This window comes from Streptomyces sp. NPDC007863 (genome assembly GCF_040633895.1).
Classification (GTDB): Bacteria; Actinomycetota; Actinomycetes; order Streptomycetales; family Streptomycetaceae; genus Streptomyces.
The window spans coordinates 221,727-237,400 of record NZ_JBEYEI010000005.1; the positions used below are offsets into that span (position 1 = coordinate 221,727).

Genomic DNA, 15,674 nt, shown 5'->3' on the forward strand with positions numbered 1-15,674 from the left:
GCCGGGTCCCCCACGTGGGGGACCCGGCTTCCGGCGTGCCGGGACGGGGCTCAGCCCTCGTCGCCCTCGGTCTTCTCCTCCGGGGAGGCCAGACCGAACTGCTCGACGATCCACTTGTCGAACTCGATGGAGGCGCGGACCCAGCTCACCGTGGAGGAGACGAAGTGCTCCAGGGCGACACCGGTGCCGATCAGCATCTGTGCCTCACCGATGAGACGGAGGGTGGCGGAGCCGTCCTCCTCCTCGTGCAGGTGGGTGTAGACCTTCGGCCACAGGGTGCGGCGGTTCCAGTCGTCGATCGCGTCGAGGACCTTGGCGCGGTCGTCGGCCGAGTGCGGACGGTCGTAGAACGTGCGCACCGAGAACACCTGCTGCTCGTTCTCGCCGCGGAACATGAAGTAGGTGCGGAAGTCCTCCCACGGCGCCGCGAGGTCACCCTCGTCGTCGACGACGTACTTGAGCTCCATCTGCTCCAGGAGCTGCTTCACCAGGTCCTGGTCGGGGACGACGGGGCCCGCCGGTCCTGCCTGGGGCTGGGGCTGTCCCCCGAAATTCGGAATCGAGGACGGGTCGATGCTCACCGTGTATTTCCCTTCGTACGGATGTCGCCATCCTCCCCCATCCCGGCCGGTCCGTGGCAAGCCCCGCCGGTACGGATCCGCTGCGGGCTGACAGGATCCGCACCCATGGCGGCGCGAGGAAGCCGTGCCGCCGGCGGGTCCGGGTCCTGGTGCTCGCGGGGACGGTCCGCGGCGTGCCGCTCGCCTTCCTCGCCCGGGGCGCCCACCCGACCGGCGCGTCGGGCTCCTGTCTGGAAACCGCCTGTCCGGCGGGCGAACCGCCGCGCACGAGGACGGCGGCACCGCCCTCGTACGCCTCCGGGCCTTCGACGGCCGAGCCCCGGCCGGGCCCTTACCCGGCCCTGCCGACGATCAGGTCGTCCTCGAAGCGGTCCACGCGGACGGTGTCGCCGTCGCGGACCTCGCCCGCCAGGATCTCCTTGGCGAGGCGGTCGCCGATGGCCGTCTGGATGAGGCGGCGCAGCGGGCGGGCGCCGTACGCGGGGTCGTTGCCCTCCTCGGCCAGCCACTCCAGGGCCTCCGGGGTGACCTCCAGGGTGAGCCGGCGGTCGGCGAGCCGCTTGGCGAGCCGGTCGATCTGGAGGCGGGCGATGCGGCCCAGCTCGGCGCGGTCGAGCGCGGAGAAGACCACCAGGTCGTCGAGGCGGTTCAGGAACTCGGGCTTGAAGCTGGCCCGGACGACCTCCAGGACCTGCCGCTTCTTCTCCTCGTCCCCGGTCAGGGGGTCCACCAGGTACTGGCTGCCGAGGTTCGACGTCAGGATGAGGATGGTGTTGCGGAAGTCGACCGTGCGGCCCTGGCCGTCGGTGAGGCGGCCGTCGTCGAGGACCTGGAGCAGGATGTCGAAGACCTCGGGGTGCGCCTTCTCCACCTCGTCGAGGAGCACGACGCTGTACGGGCGGCGGCGGACGGCCTCGGTGAGCTGGCCGCCCTCCTCGTAGCCGACGTAGCCGGGAGGCGCGCCGACCAGCCGGGCCACCGAGTGCTTCTCGCCGTACTCCGACATGTCGATGCGGACCATGGCCCGCTCGTCGTCGAAGAGGAAGTCGGCGAGCGCCTTCGCCAGCTCGGTCTTGCCGACGCCGGTGGGGCCGAGGAAGAGGAAGGAGCCGGTGGGCCGGTCGGGGTCGGCGATCCCGGCGCGGGTGCGGCGCACGGCGTCGGAGACGGCGCGGACGGCCTCGGACTGGCCGATGAGCCGGCGGCCCAGCTCGTCCTCCATGCGGAGCAGCTTCCGCGTCTCGCCCTCCAGGAGGCGGCCGGCGGGGATGCCGGTCCAGGCGCCGACGACGTCGGCGATGTCGTCCGGTCCGACCTCCTCCTTGACCATGGTGTCCTTCTGGACCTCGCGCTCGGCCTCGGTGGCCTCGGCGAGCTCGCGCTCCAGGGTGGGGATCTCGCCGTAGAGCAGCTTGGAGGCGGTGTCGAAGTCGCCGTCGCGCTGGGCGCGCTCGGCGCGGCCCCGGGTCTCGTCGAGCCGTTCCTTCAGCTCGCCGACCCGGTTGAGGGACTGCTTCTCCTTCTCCCAGCGGGCGGTGAGGCCGCGCAGCTCCTCCTCGCGGTCGGCGAGGTCACGGCGGAGCTTCTCCAGGCGCTGGACGCTGGCCGGGTCGGTCTCCTTGGCGAGGGCCAGCTCCTCCATGCGGAGCCGGTCGACGGAGCGCTGCAGCTCGTCGATCTCGACCGGGGAGGAGTCGATCTCCATGCGGAGCCGGGAGGCGGCCTCGTCGACGAGGTCGATGGCCTTGTCGGGGAGGAAGCGGGAGGTGATGTACCGGTCGGAGAGGGTCGCGGCGGCCACCAGGGCGGAGTCGTTGATCTGCACCTTGTGGTGGGCCTCGTACCGGCCCTTGAGGCCGCGCAGGATGGCGACGGTGTCCTCGACGGACGGCTCGGCGACCAGGACCTGCTGGAAGCGGCGCTCCAGGGCGGGGTCCTTCTCGATCCGCTCGCGGTACTCGTCGAGGGTGGTCGCGCCGACCATGCGGAGCTCGCCGCGGGCCAGCATCGGCTTCAGCATGTTGCCGGCGTCCATGGCGGAGTCGCCGCCGGCGCCCGCGCCGACGACGGTGTGCAGCTCGTCGATGAAGGTGATGACCTGGCCGTCGCTCTCCTTGATCTCGGAGAGGACGGTCTTCAGCCGCTCCTCGAACTCGCCGCGGTACTTCGCGCCGGCGACCATCGCGCCGAGGTCCAGCGAGACGAGGCGCTTGTTCCGCAGCGACTCGGGGACGTCGCCCTTCACGATCCGCTGGGCGAGGCCCTCGACGACGGCGGTCTTGCCGACGCCGGGCTCGCCGATGAGGACCGGGTTGTTCTTGGTGCGCCGGGAGAGGACCTGGACGACCCGCCGGATCTCGTGGTCGCGGCCGATCACCGGGTCGAGCTTGCCCTCGCGGGCGGCGGCGGTGAAGTCCGTGCCGAACTTCTCCAGGGCCTTGTACGAGCCCTCCGGGTCGGCGGTGGTCACGCGGCGGCCTCCTCGGGCCTTCTCGAAGGCGTCCTGGAGCCGGCGGGCGGTCGCGCCCTGCTGGTCGAGGACCCGGCCGGCCTGCCCGCCCTTGGCGGCGAGGCCGATGAGCAGGTGCTCCGTGGACAGGAACTCGTCACCGAGCTTCTTGGCGCGCTCGGCGGCGTCGGCGATGACGGCGAGCAGCTCGCGGTTGGGCTGCGGCGGCGCGACGGTCGAACCGGTCACGCTCGGCAGGGCGGCGAGCAGCCGCTCGGCGCCGGAGCGGACGGCGGCCTGGTCGGCCTCGACCGCGGCGAGCAGATCGATGATGTTCTCGTTGTCCTGACCGGCCAGCAGCGCGAGAAGAAGATGTGCGGGGGTCAGGTCGGCGTGCCCCTGGGACACGGCGCGGCTACTCGCCGCGTTCAGCGCGTCCCGGCTCCTGTTGGTCAGTTCTGCGTCCACGTGCGGGGTCTCCTCCTGGGTGTGGTCCTCTGGGTGCTTCTCGTTCTCTGACTCATACAGCGTACATAAAGTTGAGTCTATTCCGCTCAAGGTATCGGAGGGGCGAACGGCGGGGGTAGTTTCCGGGCATGGCGACTGACCCGAGGAACCCCGCGGACTCGTACATCGGCTTCTGGCGCGAGTACCACATGTGCACGCTGACCACCCCGCGCCCGGACGGCACCCCGCACGTGGTGGCCGTCGGCGTCACCTACGACCCCGAGCACGGTCTGGCGCGGGTGATCACCAACAAGCACAGCAGGAAGGTCGCCAACGTCCTGGCGGCGGGCGCGGAGGGCGCGCGGGTCGCGGTCTGCCAGGTCGACAAGGGGCGCTGGGCCACCCTGGAGGGCGTCGCCCGGATCCGCACGGAGGAGGCGGAGGTCGCCGACGCGGTGGCGCGGTACGCCGAGCGCTACGGCCGCGTCCCGACGCCCAACCCCGACCGGGTCGTCATCGAGATCGCCCTCACCCGGGCGATGGGCCGCGCCTGAGGGCGGAGCCGGAAAAGCACAACGGCGCCATCGCGGTTCAGGTCCGCGATGGCGCCGTTGTGTGGGGGAAGCACCTGAGCGATCTACAACGACGGGGGAATCGCTCAGGCACTGCGGGGGGTGGCGGAGATGGTCTCGGATGCGAACCGCGCCTCGACCGGCTGGTGGTCGCGCTGGTCCAAGTTGACGAAGATCATGCCGTACCGGATGGCACAGCGGACGGGCTGAGGGGCGCCGCGCGGGCGGCGGAGGCACCGGTAGGCACGGATGTCCTCGTCGTCCCCGCGGACGACGACGATCGGCTCACCGAAGAGGGTGACCTTCAACGACTCGCCACGGCGCGGCACCGCGGTGACGAGGTCGATGAAGTGCCACCCCGACCGGTAGGCACTCGCCATCTCGCGACGGAAACGAGGGTCTTCGGGAACCGTCATGCCCTGACGGACCCCCAACCGGGGTCGGCGGCAGGCGCCACACCCCACCCGGGATCGGCGACCGTCGGCTGCAGCAGACCCCAGCCCGGGTCGGCCCTGACGACCTGCGTCTGCGAACCCCACCCCGGGTCCTGGGCCATCGAGACAGCGCCCACAGCTGCAGCAGCCATCAGCGCGGCACCGACTACGGTGCGTATGAGCTTCTTGGACATGACCGAGCAACCTCACTCGAAGGTGTGTAACTACCTGCTCCCCCGCAAGTCACGACGATCGCTCACTCATCCCGTTTCCACCACTCGCCCAATGCATCATGTTCCTGTAATGCAAGAGCCTGGGGGTGTACGTATGCGGATAGAACCTGACCAAAAGGTGCATTCTCACACGCACGCAGACCTGTGCGAACCGGGCACTCGGCTCTACTCGGAGGCCCTCAGAGAAGGCCGGATCGCCCGTTCGGAGATCTCGCCCGCGCCCTGCCTGATGGACCTGGACCTGCTGCGTCCCGACCCCGACGACGCCGAATGGCTCCGCCCCGTGGCCCCGACGGCCGCCCTCGCCCGGCTCCTGGACCCGCTGGAGAAGGAGATACAGGAGCGCCGGCGGATGACCGTCACCCTCGCCGACGCCTTCGAGCCCTTCATGGCCCTCGGCGCCCGCGACCCCTCGATGACCCACGCCATCACCGTCCTCGAAGGACTGGAGCGGATCAACGACAGCCTGGACCGCGCCGTCGCCGAATGCACCTCGGAGCTGCTCACCGTACAGCCGGGGAAGGGCCGCAGTGCCCAGACCTTCGGAGAAGCCCTGCGCCGGGTACGGCCGTTGCTCGGCCGGGGCATCCGGATGCGCACGCTGTACCAGCACACCGCGCGCCACCAGCCCATCACCCTGGCGTACCTGGAACGCATCGGCTCCGAGGTCGAGGTCCGCACGCTGGAGGAGATCATCGACCGGCTCATCATCGTCGACCGCAAGGTCGCCTTCGTCCCGGCCAGCCGCGACCGCACGATCGCCCTCGAACTGCGCCACCAGGGGCTCGTGGAGTACCTCGGCGGCGTCTTCGACCAGTTCTGGCTCCAGGCGACGCCCCTGGACGCCCCGGTCACCTACCAGCCGCAGCTCAGCGGGATCAGCGGCGTCCAGCGCTCCATCGCCCGGCTCCTCGTCGAGGGCCACGTCGACGAGGCCATCGCGCGCCGGCTCGGGATGAACGTCCGCACCTGCCGGGCGCACATAGCGAAGCTCGCGGCCACCCTGGGCAGCGGGAGCCGGGCCCAGCTCGGCTACCTCATCGCCCGCTCCGGCCTCCTCGAACGGGACACCTGACCGCCCCGGACGCGCCGAAGGCCCCTCCCCGGGCGGGGAGGGGCCTTCCAGGACCCGTGGCGCGCGCGGCTACTCGCCGCGCTTCGGCGCCGGACGCCAGACGACGAGCGCGCTGGTCTGCTGCACGTCGGTGTACGGCACCAGGTCGCGCCGGTACGAGGCGTGCACCTGGGCCTCGCGCTGGCGCATCGCGGCGGCCGCGCCGTCGACGGCCGCCGACAGCTCGGCGATCCGGGACTGGAGCGCCGCGACCTGGTTCTCCAGCTCGATGATGCGCTTGATGCCGGCGAGGTTGATGCCCTCGTCCTGCGACAACTGCTGCACCTGGCGGAGCAGTTCGATGTCGCGGGCCGAGTAGCGCCGGCCCCGGCCGGCCGTGCGGTCCGGGGAGACCAGACCCAGGCGGTCGTACTGGCGCAGGGTCTGCGGATGCAGCCCCGACAGCTGGGCCGCCACCGAGATGACGTACACCGGGGTCTCGTCGGTCAGTTCGTACGGGTTGCGTCTGCGTCCGTCCACCGCGTCAGGCTCCCTTCGCCGCCTCGAACAGCTGCGCCCTGGGGTCCGTCGAGGCGGTCGCCTCGCGGTAGGTCTCCAGGGCCTCGCGGGCCTTGTCGTCCAGCTCGGCGGGCACCGCGACCTCCACCGTCACCAGCAGGTCGCCGCGCGTGCCGTCCTTGCGGACCGCGCCCTTGCCGCGGGCGCGCATGGTCCGGCCGTTCGGGGTGCCCGCGGGCAGCTTGAGCGTGACCGCGGGGCCGCCGAGCGTCGGGACCTTGATCTCGCCGCCGAGCGCCGCCTCCACGAAGGAGACCGGCACCGTGACGGTGAGGTTGTCGTCCTTGCGCCCGAAGACCGGGTGGGCGTCGACGTGCACCACGACGAACAGGTCGCCGCTGGGCCCGCCGCGCTCGCCCGGGGCGCCCTTGCCGCGCAGCCGGATCTTCTGCCCGTCGAAGACCCCCGCCGGGATCCTGACCTGCATGGTCCGCGAGGACTTGGCCCGGCCGGAGCCCTTGCAGACCTCGCAGGGGTTCTCGGCGATCAGGCCGCGGCCCTTGCAGTCCACGCACGGGTCGGTCAGCGAGAAGCCGCCGCCGCTGCCGCGCGAGACCTGGCCGGTGCCGACGCAGGTCGGGCACACCCGGGGCGTGCCGTTCTTGTCGCCGGTGCCCGAACAGGCCGTACAGGGCTGCTGGCTGGACATCCGCAGGGGCACGGTCGCGCCCTCGATCGCCTCGGTGAAGCTGAGCGTCACCTCGGACTCGATGTCCTGGCCGCGCCGGGGCTGGGTGCGGGCACCCGCGCCGCCGCCGCGGTTGAACAGACCTCCGAAGACGTCCCCGATGCCGCCACCGCCGCCGAAGCCGCCGGCCCCGCCCTGGGCGCCCCCGAAGAGGTCGCCCAGGTCGAAGTTGAACGAGCCGGCGCCCCCGGGCCCGCCGGCCCGGAAGCCGCCGTTCCCGAAGAGCGCGCGCGCCTCGTCGTACTCCTTGCGCTTCTTGGGGTCGCCGAGGACGTCGTTCGCCTCGGAGATCTCCTTGAAGCGCTCCTCGGCCTTGGCGTCGCCCTTGTTGGCGTCCGGATGGTTCTCGCGGGCGAGCTTCCGGTACGCCTTCTTGATCTCGGCCTCGGTGGCGTCCTTGGGGACGCCGAGGACCTTGTAGTAGTCCTTCTCGACGAAGTCCTTCGTGCTCATCGACGTCCCTCCTCCCGCGTGCGGGTGTGGCTTCCTACTCGCTGTCCTGCTCGGAGTCCTCGGACTCCTCCGTCTTGCCCTGCGCCCCCGGCTGGGGCTCGGCGACGGCCACGCGGGCGGGCCGGATGGTCCGCTCGCCGATCCGGTACCCCGGCTGCAGGATCGCGACGCAGGTCGTCTCGGTGACGTCCGGCGCGTACGAGTGCATCAGGGCCTCGTGGATCGTCGGGTCGAAGGGCTCGCCCTCCTTGCCGAACTGCTGGAGCCCCATCTTGGCGACGACGGTCTCCAGCGACTCGGCGACCGACTTGAAGCCGCCCACCAGTTCGCTGTGGTCCCGGGCCCGGCCGATGTCGTCGAGGACCGGGAGCAGGTCGGACAGGAGGCTCGCGACCGCGATCTCCTTGACGGTGACCCGGTCCCGCTCGACCCGGCGCCGGTAGTTCTGGTACTCGGCCTGGAGCCGCTGGAGGTCCGCGGTCCGCTCGGAGAGCGCCGTGCGGGCCTGGTCCAGCTGCGCCAGGAGAGCCGTGTCCGTCACGTCCCCGGCCGGGGCCGCCGTGTCCTCGGTGGACTCGGCGGCCTCGGCGGCGTCGCCGGAGGGGACGTCGGGCTTCTCCTCGAAGCCCGCGGTCTCCTCGCTCACGCCTGGCCGTCCTTCTTGGGCTCGTCGTCGACGATCTCGGCGTCGACGACGTCGTCGTCGGCCTTGGCCTCACCGGCGGGGGCGCCGGCCTGGGCGTCCGCGTACATCGCCTGGCCGAGCTTCTGCGAGACGGCCGCGACCTTCTCGGTGGCGGTGCGGATCTCGGCGGCGTCCTCGCCCTTGAGCTTCTCCTTCAGCTCGGCGACGGCGGCCTCGACCTCGGACTTCACGTCGCCCGGGACCTTGTCCTCGTTGTCCTTGAGGAACTTCTCGGTCTGGTAGACGAGCGCCTCGCCCTGGTTGCGGGACTCGGCGGCCTCGCGGCGGCGGTGGTCCTCGTCCGCGTACTGCTCGGCCTCCTGGCGCATCCGGTCGACCTCGTCCTTCGGCAGCGAGGAGCCGCCGGTGACGGTCATCTTCTGCTCCTTGCCCGTGCCCAGGTCCTTCGCGGTCACGTGCATGATGCCGTTGGCGTCGATGTCGAAGGCGACCTCGATCTGCGGGACGCCGCGCGGGGCCGGCGGGAGGCCGGTCAGCTCGAACATGCCGAGCTTCTTGTTGTACGCCGCGATCTCGCGCTCGCCCTGGTAGACCTGGATCTGCACGGACGGCTGGTTGTCCTCGGCCGTCGTGAAGATCTCGGACCGCTTGGTCGGGATCGTGGTGTTGCGCTCGATGAGCTTGGTCATGATGCCGCCCTTGGTCTCGATGCCGAGGGACAGCGGGGTGACGTCGAGGAGCAGGACGTCCTTGACCTCGCCCTTGAGGACACCGGCCTGGAGGACGGCGCCGATGGCGACGACCTCGTCCGGGTTCACGCCCTTGTTGGCCTCGTTGCCACCGGTCAGCTCCTTGACGAGCTCGGCGACGGCCGGCATGCGGGTGGAGCCGCCGACCAGGACCACGTGGTCGATCTCGGAGAGGGCGATGCCCGCGTCCTTGATGACGTTGTGGAACGGGACCTTGCAGCGCTCCAGGAGGTCCGAGGTGAGCTGCTGGAACTGGGCGCGGGTGAGCTTCTCGTCCAGGTGCAGCGGGCCCTCGGTGGAGGCCGTGATGTACGGGAGGTTGATGGAGGTCTCGGTCGAGGACGAGAGCTCGATCTTCGCCTTCTCGGCCGCCTCGCGCAGACGCTGGAGCGCCATCTTGTCGAGGGACAGGTCGACGCCGTGACCGTTCTTGAACTGGGTCACCAGGTAGTCGACGACGCGCTGGTCCCAGTCGTCGCCACCGAGGTGGTTGTCGCCGTTGGTGGCCTTCACCTCGACGACGCCGTCGCCGATCTCCAGGAGGGACACGTCGAAGGTGCCGCCACCGAGGTCGAAGACGAGGATCGTCTGGTCGTCCTTGTCGAGGCCGTAGGCCAGGGCGGCCGCGGTCGGCTCGTTGACGATGCGCAGGACGTTGAGGCCCGCGATCTCACCGGCCTCCTTGGTGGCCTGGCGCTCGGAGTCGTTGAAGTACGCCGGCACGGTGATGACCGCGTCGGTGACCTTCTCGCCCAGGTAGGCCTCGGCGTCGCGCTTCAGCTTCTGGAGGATGAAGGCGGACATCTGCTGCGGGTTGAAGTTCTTCCCGTCCAGCTCGATCTTCCAGTCGGTGCCCATGTGACGCTTCACGGACCGGATGGTCCGGTCGACGTTGGTGACCGCCTGGCGCTTGGCGACCTCGCCGACGAGCACCTCGCCGTTCTTGGCGAAGGCGACGACGGACGGCGTGGTCCTGGCGCCCTCGGCGTTGGTGATGACGGTGGGCTCGCCGCCTTCCAGAACGCTGACGACGGAGTTAGTCGTACCCAGGTCGATGCCGACCGCACGTGCCATTTCGATTCCTCCAGCTGACTGACTTGAGTGGAACTGACTCAAGGATGCATGACGGCCCGCACGACGTCAACAGAGCTGAGTCGGGTCGACTCAACTCTTCGTCGGCCCGACCACTCAAAGAGACGCGGAAAGCGCGTCGGTCCCTGACGCGCGGCGCGAGAAGTGGCAGAGTCCCGGTGCCCCTTGTCGGGCAAAGCGGGCATATTCCACGAACATCCCATCATCTCAGCCGGAGGGGTCCGGGGCATGACGGCGAACCGTACGCAGCACAGGCACCGCACCTTCGACCTCAAGCGGGCCTTCGACCTCTTCGGCGGCACGGCCCTGCTCGTCCTGCTCTCCCCCCTCTTCGGCGCCGCCGCGCTCTCGCTCTCGCTCGCCCGGGAGGGGCCCGTCCTGCGCCGCCGCACGAGGGCGGGGCTGCGCGGCCGGCCCTTCACGATGCTGACCCTGCGCACCCGCGGCCCGCTGGCCGCGCTGCCGCTGCTGCTGCACGTCGTCCGGGGCGAGATGTCGCTCGTCGGGCCGTGCCCGCTCACCCCCGGCCACCCTGAGTGCACCGGCGAGGCGCGGCGCCGGCTCTCCGTCCGTCCCGGGCTCACGGGTCCGTGGCAGATCAGCGACCGCTCCGACCTGCCCTGGGAGGAGCGCGAGCTGCTCGACCTCCACTATGTGGACCACCACTGGCTCGGCATGGATCTGGCCGTTCTGGCGCGTACGCTTCCAGCAGTCCGCCGACGTCGCCTCCGTCGCGCCTCCGCCCGCGCGGCAAGGCTTGCCTGAGCGACACAGATCACCGCGAGGGCCGCTACAGCGCGGCGCCGGGAACCGGTAATCTCAGCACGGACTAATTAAGTTACCGCTTAGTAGGCTCAGGGCGAGTGAGGGCGAGGCGAGCACAGGCCGCCCCCGCCGCGCCCCAGGCCCGCCCGAGGAGCCCGTCATGCAACTCGCCGCGATCATCGTGTCGCTGACGCTGACCGTGGTCGGCGTTGCCCTGCTCGCTCGCGCCATCGGCCAGTTCGTCCGCTACTTCAAGCTCGGCCAGCCGGTCCCGGCCGGCACCCGTACGGACAACCCCTACCAGCGCAGCGTCACCCTGGTCCGGGAGTTCCTGGGCCACACCCGGATGAACCGCTGGGGCATCGTCGGCTTCGCGCACTGGTTCGTCGCGGTCGGCTTCCTGACCCTGCCGCCGACCCTCGCGCAGGCCTTCGGCCAGCTCTTCCAGGCCGACTGGACCCTGCCGGTCATCGGCGGCTTCCTGCCGTTCGAGCTCTACATCGAGTTCATCGGCGTCATGACGATCCTGGGCATCGCCGCCCTGATCGTCATCCGCCTGCTCAGCCTGCCGAGCCGCGCCGGCCGCAAGTCCCGCTTCGCCGGCTCCAAGGCCGGCCAGGCGTACTTCGTCGAGTACGTGATCCTCACCATCGGCCTCGCGATCTACGTGCTGCGCGGCCTGGAGGGCGCGATCCACCACGTCGAGCACTACGAGGCCGCGTACTTCGCCTCGTACCCGCTCGTCCTGGCCTTCAAGGGCCTGTCGCTCTCCACGCTCCAGACGCTCATCTACTTCACCGCCATGGTGAAGATCAGCACCTCGTTCATCTGGATGATCGTGGTCTCGCTGAACACCAACATGGGCGTGGCCTGGCACCGCTTCCTCGGCTTCCCGAACATCTGGTTCAAGCGCAACGCCACCGGCGGGACCGCGCTCGGCGCGCTCCAGCCGATGACGACCGGCGGCAAGCCGATCGACTTCGAGGACCCGGGCGAGGACGACGTCTACGGCGTCTCCCAGGTCGAGCAGTTCTCCTGGAAGGGCCTGCTCGACTTCTCCACCTGCACCGAGTGCGGCCGCTGCCAGTCGCAGTGCCCCGCCTGGAACACCGGCAAGCCGCTCTCCCCCAAGCTCCTCATCATGTCCCTCCGGGACCACGCCCACGCCAAGGCGCCGTACCTGCTCGCCGGCGGCGGCAAGGACATGGAGGGCAACGAGAAGGCCTCCGAGGAGCAGCTGAAGGACGTCCCCGCCGCGGCCCTGGCCGAGGCCGAGCGCCCGCTCATCGGCACCGCCGAGGAGAACGGCGTCATCGACCCCGACGTCCTGTGGTCCTGCACCACCTGCGGCGCCTGCGTCGAGCAGTGCCCGGTCGACATCGAGCACATCGACCACATCGTCGACATGCGCCGCTACCAGGTCATGATCGAGTCCGCCTTCCCGTCGGAGGCCGGCACGATGCTGAAGAACCTGGAGAAGAAGGGCAACCCCTGGGGTCTCGCCAAGAAGCAGCGCGTCGAGTGGACCAAGGAGGTCGACTTCGAGGTCCCGATCGTCGGCAAGGACATCGAGGACCTGTCCGAGGTCGACTACCTCTACTGGGTCGGCTGCGCCGGTGCCCTGGAGGACCGCGCCAAGAAGACGACGAAGGCCTTCGCCGAGCTGCTCCACATCGCGGGCGTCAAGTTCGCGATCATGGGCGGCGACGAGAAGTGCACGGGTGACTCCCCGCGCCGTCTGGGCAACGAGCCGCTCTTCCAGCAGCTCGGCCAGGAGAACGTCGCGATGCTGAACATGGCGTTCGGCGAGGACGACGAGGACGCGTCGACGAAGAAGCCGAAGTCGGCGAAGAAGATCGTCTCGACCTGCCCGCACTGCTTCAACACCATCGCCAACGAGTACCCGCAGCTCGGCGGCGAGTACGAGGTCATCCACCACACCCAGCTGCTCCAGCACCTCATCGACGAGGGCAAGCTGATCCCGGTGACCCCGGTCGACGGCCTCATCACCTACCACGACCCGTGCTACCTGGGCCGCCACAACAAGGTCTACACGCCGCCGCGCGAGATCATGTCGGCCGTCCCGGGCCTCCGCCAGCAGGAGATGCACCGCCACAAGGAGCGCGGCTTCTGCTGCGGCGCCGGTGGCGCGCGGATGTGGATGGAGGAGCGGATCGGCAAGCGCATCAACACCGAGCGCGTCGACGAGGCCCTGTCCCTCAACCCGGACATCGTCTCCACCGCCTGCCCGTTCTGCCTCGTCATGCTCACGGACTCCGTGAACGGCAAGAAGAACGACGGCAAGGCCAAGGAGAGCCTCCAGGTCGTCGACGTGGCCCAGCTGCTGCTCGACTCGGTGAAGACCCCGGTCGACCCCGAGCCGGAGGCCCCGGCGGAGGAGCCGGAGCCGGTCGCGTAAGACCATGAGAGCAAGGCCATGAGAAAGGGCCGCCCCACCTGGTGGGGCGGCCCTTTCTCACACCCGCTTCCTTCCCGCCGTCACCGCTTCTGGGCGTGGTACTTCGCGACGAGCTTGCCGTTCAGGTCGTAGACCCAGCTGTTGCCGCCCTGCTTCGGGGTGTCGACGACGACGAAGCGGTACGGGTGCTTGCCGGGCTGCACGGCGAGCTTGTAGGTCCAGCCGCGGTGCTGGGCGGTGAGGTGCTTCGGGTCGACGGTGGCGACGCGCTTGCCGTTGGTGAGCGACACCTGGACGCGGGGCCCGTTCTTGGTGTGCTTGGCGAAGGTGGCGACGGTCCCGTCCGCGAGCTTGACCTGGGGAAGAGCCCGGGGAGCGGGCTTGGGCGCGGGCTTCGGCTGCGGCGCGGGCTTCGGCTGCGGCTTCGGGGTGGGTACGGGCGCGGGGACGTCCTCCAGCCAGGAGCTGACGGTGCCGTCCGGCTGGAGCACGATGTGGAGCCCGTTGTTCTCCCCGTACGCGGGCTGTCCCCCCGTACTGGTCAGGCTGCCGATCAGCACGCCGTCCCGCCCCACGATGTCGGCGCGGTACGCGCCCTCGCCGGTCTGCCGCACCTGGGCGGTGGACCCGTCGGCCAGCGGCCAGCCGGAGACCTGGTCCTGTACGGCGGCCCCCGGGTCCCCGGAGGCGTCGTCGGCGAAGGCGGCGGCCGCCGGGAGGAGGAGGGCGACGGAGGTGCCGGCGGCGACGGCGGCGGTGCGCAGGACACGGGTACGGCGGTTGAGAAGCATGGAGAACTCCAGAGGGGTTTCGCTGCTGACCCCACCGAAGCTACGGACCCCGCATTGAGACGATACATCCGTTTTGTAACAGCGGCCGCACGGCCGTCCGGCGACCCTGCGACCCCCTAGGGGATGTCACAGCTCAGCACCGAAGGAGCGGGGCCGCCGCGGAAACGGGTACGTTCATTGACGTGGCTGGATTCAGGAACGGACGCGGCCGGGACAACCGCCCCCCGCAGCAACAGCATCGACCGCAGCAGGCGCCGTACGGGTACAACGCGCCCCCGCAGGGGTACCCGCAGCAGCAGTGGCAGCAACAGCCACAGCAGCAGCAGCCGTACGGAGAGCCGGAGTACTTCGGCGACCCGCACGCGCAGCACCACGCGGCGACGGCGAACAACCCTGGCCACACCCAGATGTTCAGCGTCGACGACCCGTACGGCCAGGCGGGCGCCTACCAGGCCCCGCCCGTCCCCGTCGGCCCCCGCCTGCCCTGGAAGGCCCTCCTGAGCGGCATCGTGCTGCGCCCGGCGGACACCTTCCTCCGGATGCGCGACCACGCGGTCTGGGGCCCGGCACTGATCGTCACCTTCCTCTACGGCCTGCTGGCGATCTTCGGCTTCGACCAGGCCCGCGAGGAGGTGCTGAACGCGACGATCTCCAGCACGATCCCGTACGTCCTGATGACGGGCGTCGGCTTCGTCCTCGCCGGCCTGATCCTCGGCGCGGTCACCCACACCCTCGCCCGCCAGCTCGGCGGCGACGGCGCCTGGCAGCCCACGGTCGGCCTCTCCATGCTGATCATGTCCCTGACGGACGCCCCCCGCCTCCTCTTCGCCCTCTTCCTGGGCGGCGAGAACGGCCTGGTGCAGGTCATCGGCTGGGCCACCTGGCTCGCCGCCGGCGCCCTCTTCACCCTCATGATCAGCCGCTCCCACGACCTCCCCTGGCCCAAGGCGCTGGGCGCCTCCGCCATCCAGCTGGTCGCCCTCCTGAGCCTGATCAAGCTGGGCACGCTGTAGCCCGCACACGCACGCACGCGAAGGCCCCCACCAGGATCCCGGTGGGGGCCTTCGTCCGCCTACGATGCCCGCCGTGACGACCTACAGCGGAGCCGTCTTCCACGACGGCGCGGCCGCCCGGCTCCTGGAGCTGGCCGCCACCTGCCGGCGCGACCCGTCGAGGACGCTGGAGGACGAGATCACGCGGTTCTGCCGGACCGTCAGGGAGAGCCCGCAGGCCGACTGGGCCATGCCGCTCCCCGCCGTCGCCGCCCTGCTCGACCTGATCTCGAAGGAGGTGGAGCGGGTGGACCCGGCGACCCTGTCGGCCGGATTCGCCGCCCTGCTCGCCGAGGCGGCCGGGGACACCCCGGCCCCCGCCCTCCTCCGGCGGCTGTCGGCGGCGCTCCGCCTCCAGGACCGGCGGCCGACCGCGGACTACGAACGGCTTCCGATGGCCCCCTGGGAGGCCGAGCTGAAGTTCGGCAGGATCCACCGGCTCTGGTGGTGGATGGAATCGGGCGAGTACGAGGACTTCGACGAGGGGGTGCGGGCGGCAGTCGCCTCCGAGCACCCGCACGGCTGCCGGACCGCGCTGGCCGCGCTGGGCGCGGAGCTACAGGAAGCGCTCCTCCTCGGCGGAGCGGCCGCGACGGCCCCCTGGGCGTCGCCCCCGGTACTGCGGGCGATCCTCGGAGCCGTGCGCGCCCACGTCGAAGAGGAGCACTGA

14 protein-coding genes are annotated in these 15,674 nt (G+C 70.5%); 6 read left to right on the forward strand and 8 right to left on the reverse strand.

The features are described from left to right. Positions 1-50: 50 nt before the first annotated feature. On the reverse strand, positions 51-581 hold the full coding sequence (locus tag ABZ621_RS10200) for a YbjN domain-containing protein (RefSeq protein ID WP_360602650.1): 531 nt from the start codon (positions 579-581) through the stop codon (positions 51-53). Positions 582-912: 331 nt separating this feature from the next. Further along, positions 913-3,498, reverse strand: coding sequence for an ATP-dependent chaperone ClpB (clpB, locus tag ABZ621_RS10205; protein WP_360602652.1), 2,586 nt, complete (start codon positions 3,496-3,498; stop codon positions 913-915). Positions 3,499-3,626: 128 nt separating this feature from the next. Between clpB and ABZ621_RS10210 the strand changes: the two genes are divergently transcribed. Next, positions 3,627-4,031 carry a TIGR03618 family F420-dependent PPOX class oxidoreductase gene (locus ABZ621_RS10210; protein WP_360602654.1) on the forward strand — a complete coding sequence of 135 codons (405 nt, stop codon included), beginning with the start codon at positions 3,627-3,629 and terminating at the stop codon, positions 4,029-4,031. Between the two features lie 104 nt (positions 4,032-4,135). Here ABZ621_RS10210 and ABZ621_RS10215 read toward each other — a convergent pair whose 3' ends face one another. After that, positions 4,136-4,465 (reverse strand): (2Fe-2S)-binding protein, encoded by a 330-nt coding sequence (locus tag ABZ621_RS10215; protein ID WP_189944643.1) that lies wholly within the window; start codon positions 4,463-4,465, stop codon positions 4,136-4,138. 345 nt (positions 4,466-4,810) lie between these two features. Here ABZ621_RS10215 and ABZ621_RS10220 point away from each other — a divergent pair, with 345 nt between their 5' ends. Further along, complete coding sequence (locus ABZ621_RS10220) at positions 4,811-5,791, forward strand: helix-turn-helix transcriptional regulator (protein WP_360602656.1); 981 nt, start codon at positions 4,811-4,813, stop codon at positions 5,789-5,791. Between the two features lie 69 nt (positions 5,792-5,860). On the opposite strand, the gene ABZ621_RS10225 is transcribed toward ABZ621_RS10220, so the two are convergent. The 4 genes from ABZ621_RS10225 to dnaK are packed head-to-tail and all read right to left on the reverse strand — an operon-like array spanning position 5,861 to position 9,959. Continuing rightward, on the reverse strand, positions 5,861-6,310 hold the full coding sequence (locus tag ABZ621_RS10225; protein WP_360602658.1) for a helix-turn-helix domain-containing protein: 450 nt from the start codon (positions 6,308-6,310) through the stop codon (positions 5,861-5,863). 4 nt (positions 6,311-6,314) lie between these two features. After that, on the reverse strand, positions 6,315-7,490 hold the full coding sequence (dnaJ, locus tag ABZ621_RS10230) for a molecular chaperone DnaJ (protein ID WP_360602660.1): 1,176 nt from the start codon (positions 7,488-7,490) through the stop codon (positions 6,315-6,317). A 34-nt stretch (positions 7,491-7,524) separates the two neighbouring features. Next, positions 7,525-8,136 (reverse strand): nucleotide exchange factor GrpE, encoded by a 612-nt coding sequence (gene grpE, locus ABZ621_RS10235; RefSeq protein WP_360602662.1) that lies wholly within the window; start codon positions 8,134-8,136, stop codon positions 7,525-7,527. Then, positions 8,133-9,959, reverse strand: a complete 1,827-nt coding sequence (gene dnaK, locus ABZ621_RS10240; RefSeq protein WP_360602664.1) for a molecular chaperone DnaK — start codon at positions 9,957-9,959, stop codon at positions 8,133-8,135. Before dnaK ends, grpE begins: the two co-directional genes overlap by 4 nt. A 246-nt stretch (positions 9,960-10,205) precedes the next feature. Between dnaK and ABZ621_RS10245 the strand changes: the two genes are divergently transcribed. After that, entirely contained in the window at positions 10,206-10,742 is a 537-nt protein-coding gene (locus tag ABZ621_RS10245) for a sugar transferase (RefSeq protein WP_360602666.1), read from the forward strand. Between the two features lie 160 nt (positions 10,743-10,902). Continuing rightward, entirely contained in the window at positions 10,903-13,161 is a 2,259-nt protein-coding gene (locus ABZ621_RS10250) for a heterodisulfide reductase-related iron-sulfur binding cluster (RefSeq protein ID WP_360602668.1), read from the forward strand. Between the two features lie 80 nt (positions 13,162-13,241). On the opposite strand, the gene ABZ621_RS10255 is transcribed toward ABZ621_RS10250, so the two are convergent. Next, a complete protein-coding gene (locus ABZ621_RS10255; protein ID WP_360602670.1) occupies positions 13,242-13,952 on the reverse strand; it encodes a hypothetical protein in 711 nt (236 codons plus the stop codon). Between the two features lie 182 nt (positions 13,953-14,134). Between ABZ621_RS10255 and ABZ621_RS10260 the strand changes: the two genes are divergently transcribed. Beyond that, entirely contained in the window at positions 14,135-14,965 is an 831-nt protein-coding gene (locus ABZ621_RS10260; RefSeq protein WP_360602672.1) for a Yip1 family protein, read from the forward strand. A gap of 73 nt (positions 14,966-15,038) precedes the next feature. Beyond that, positions 15,039-15,674, forward strand: a complete 636-nt coding sequence (locus ABZ621_RS10265; protein WP_360602674.1) for a hypothetical protein — start codon at positions 15,039-15,041, stop codon at positions 15,672-15,674.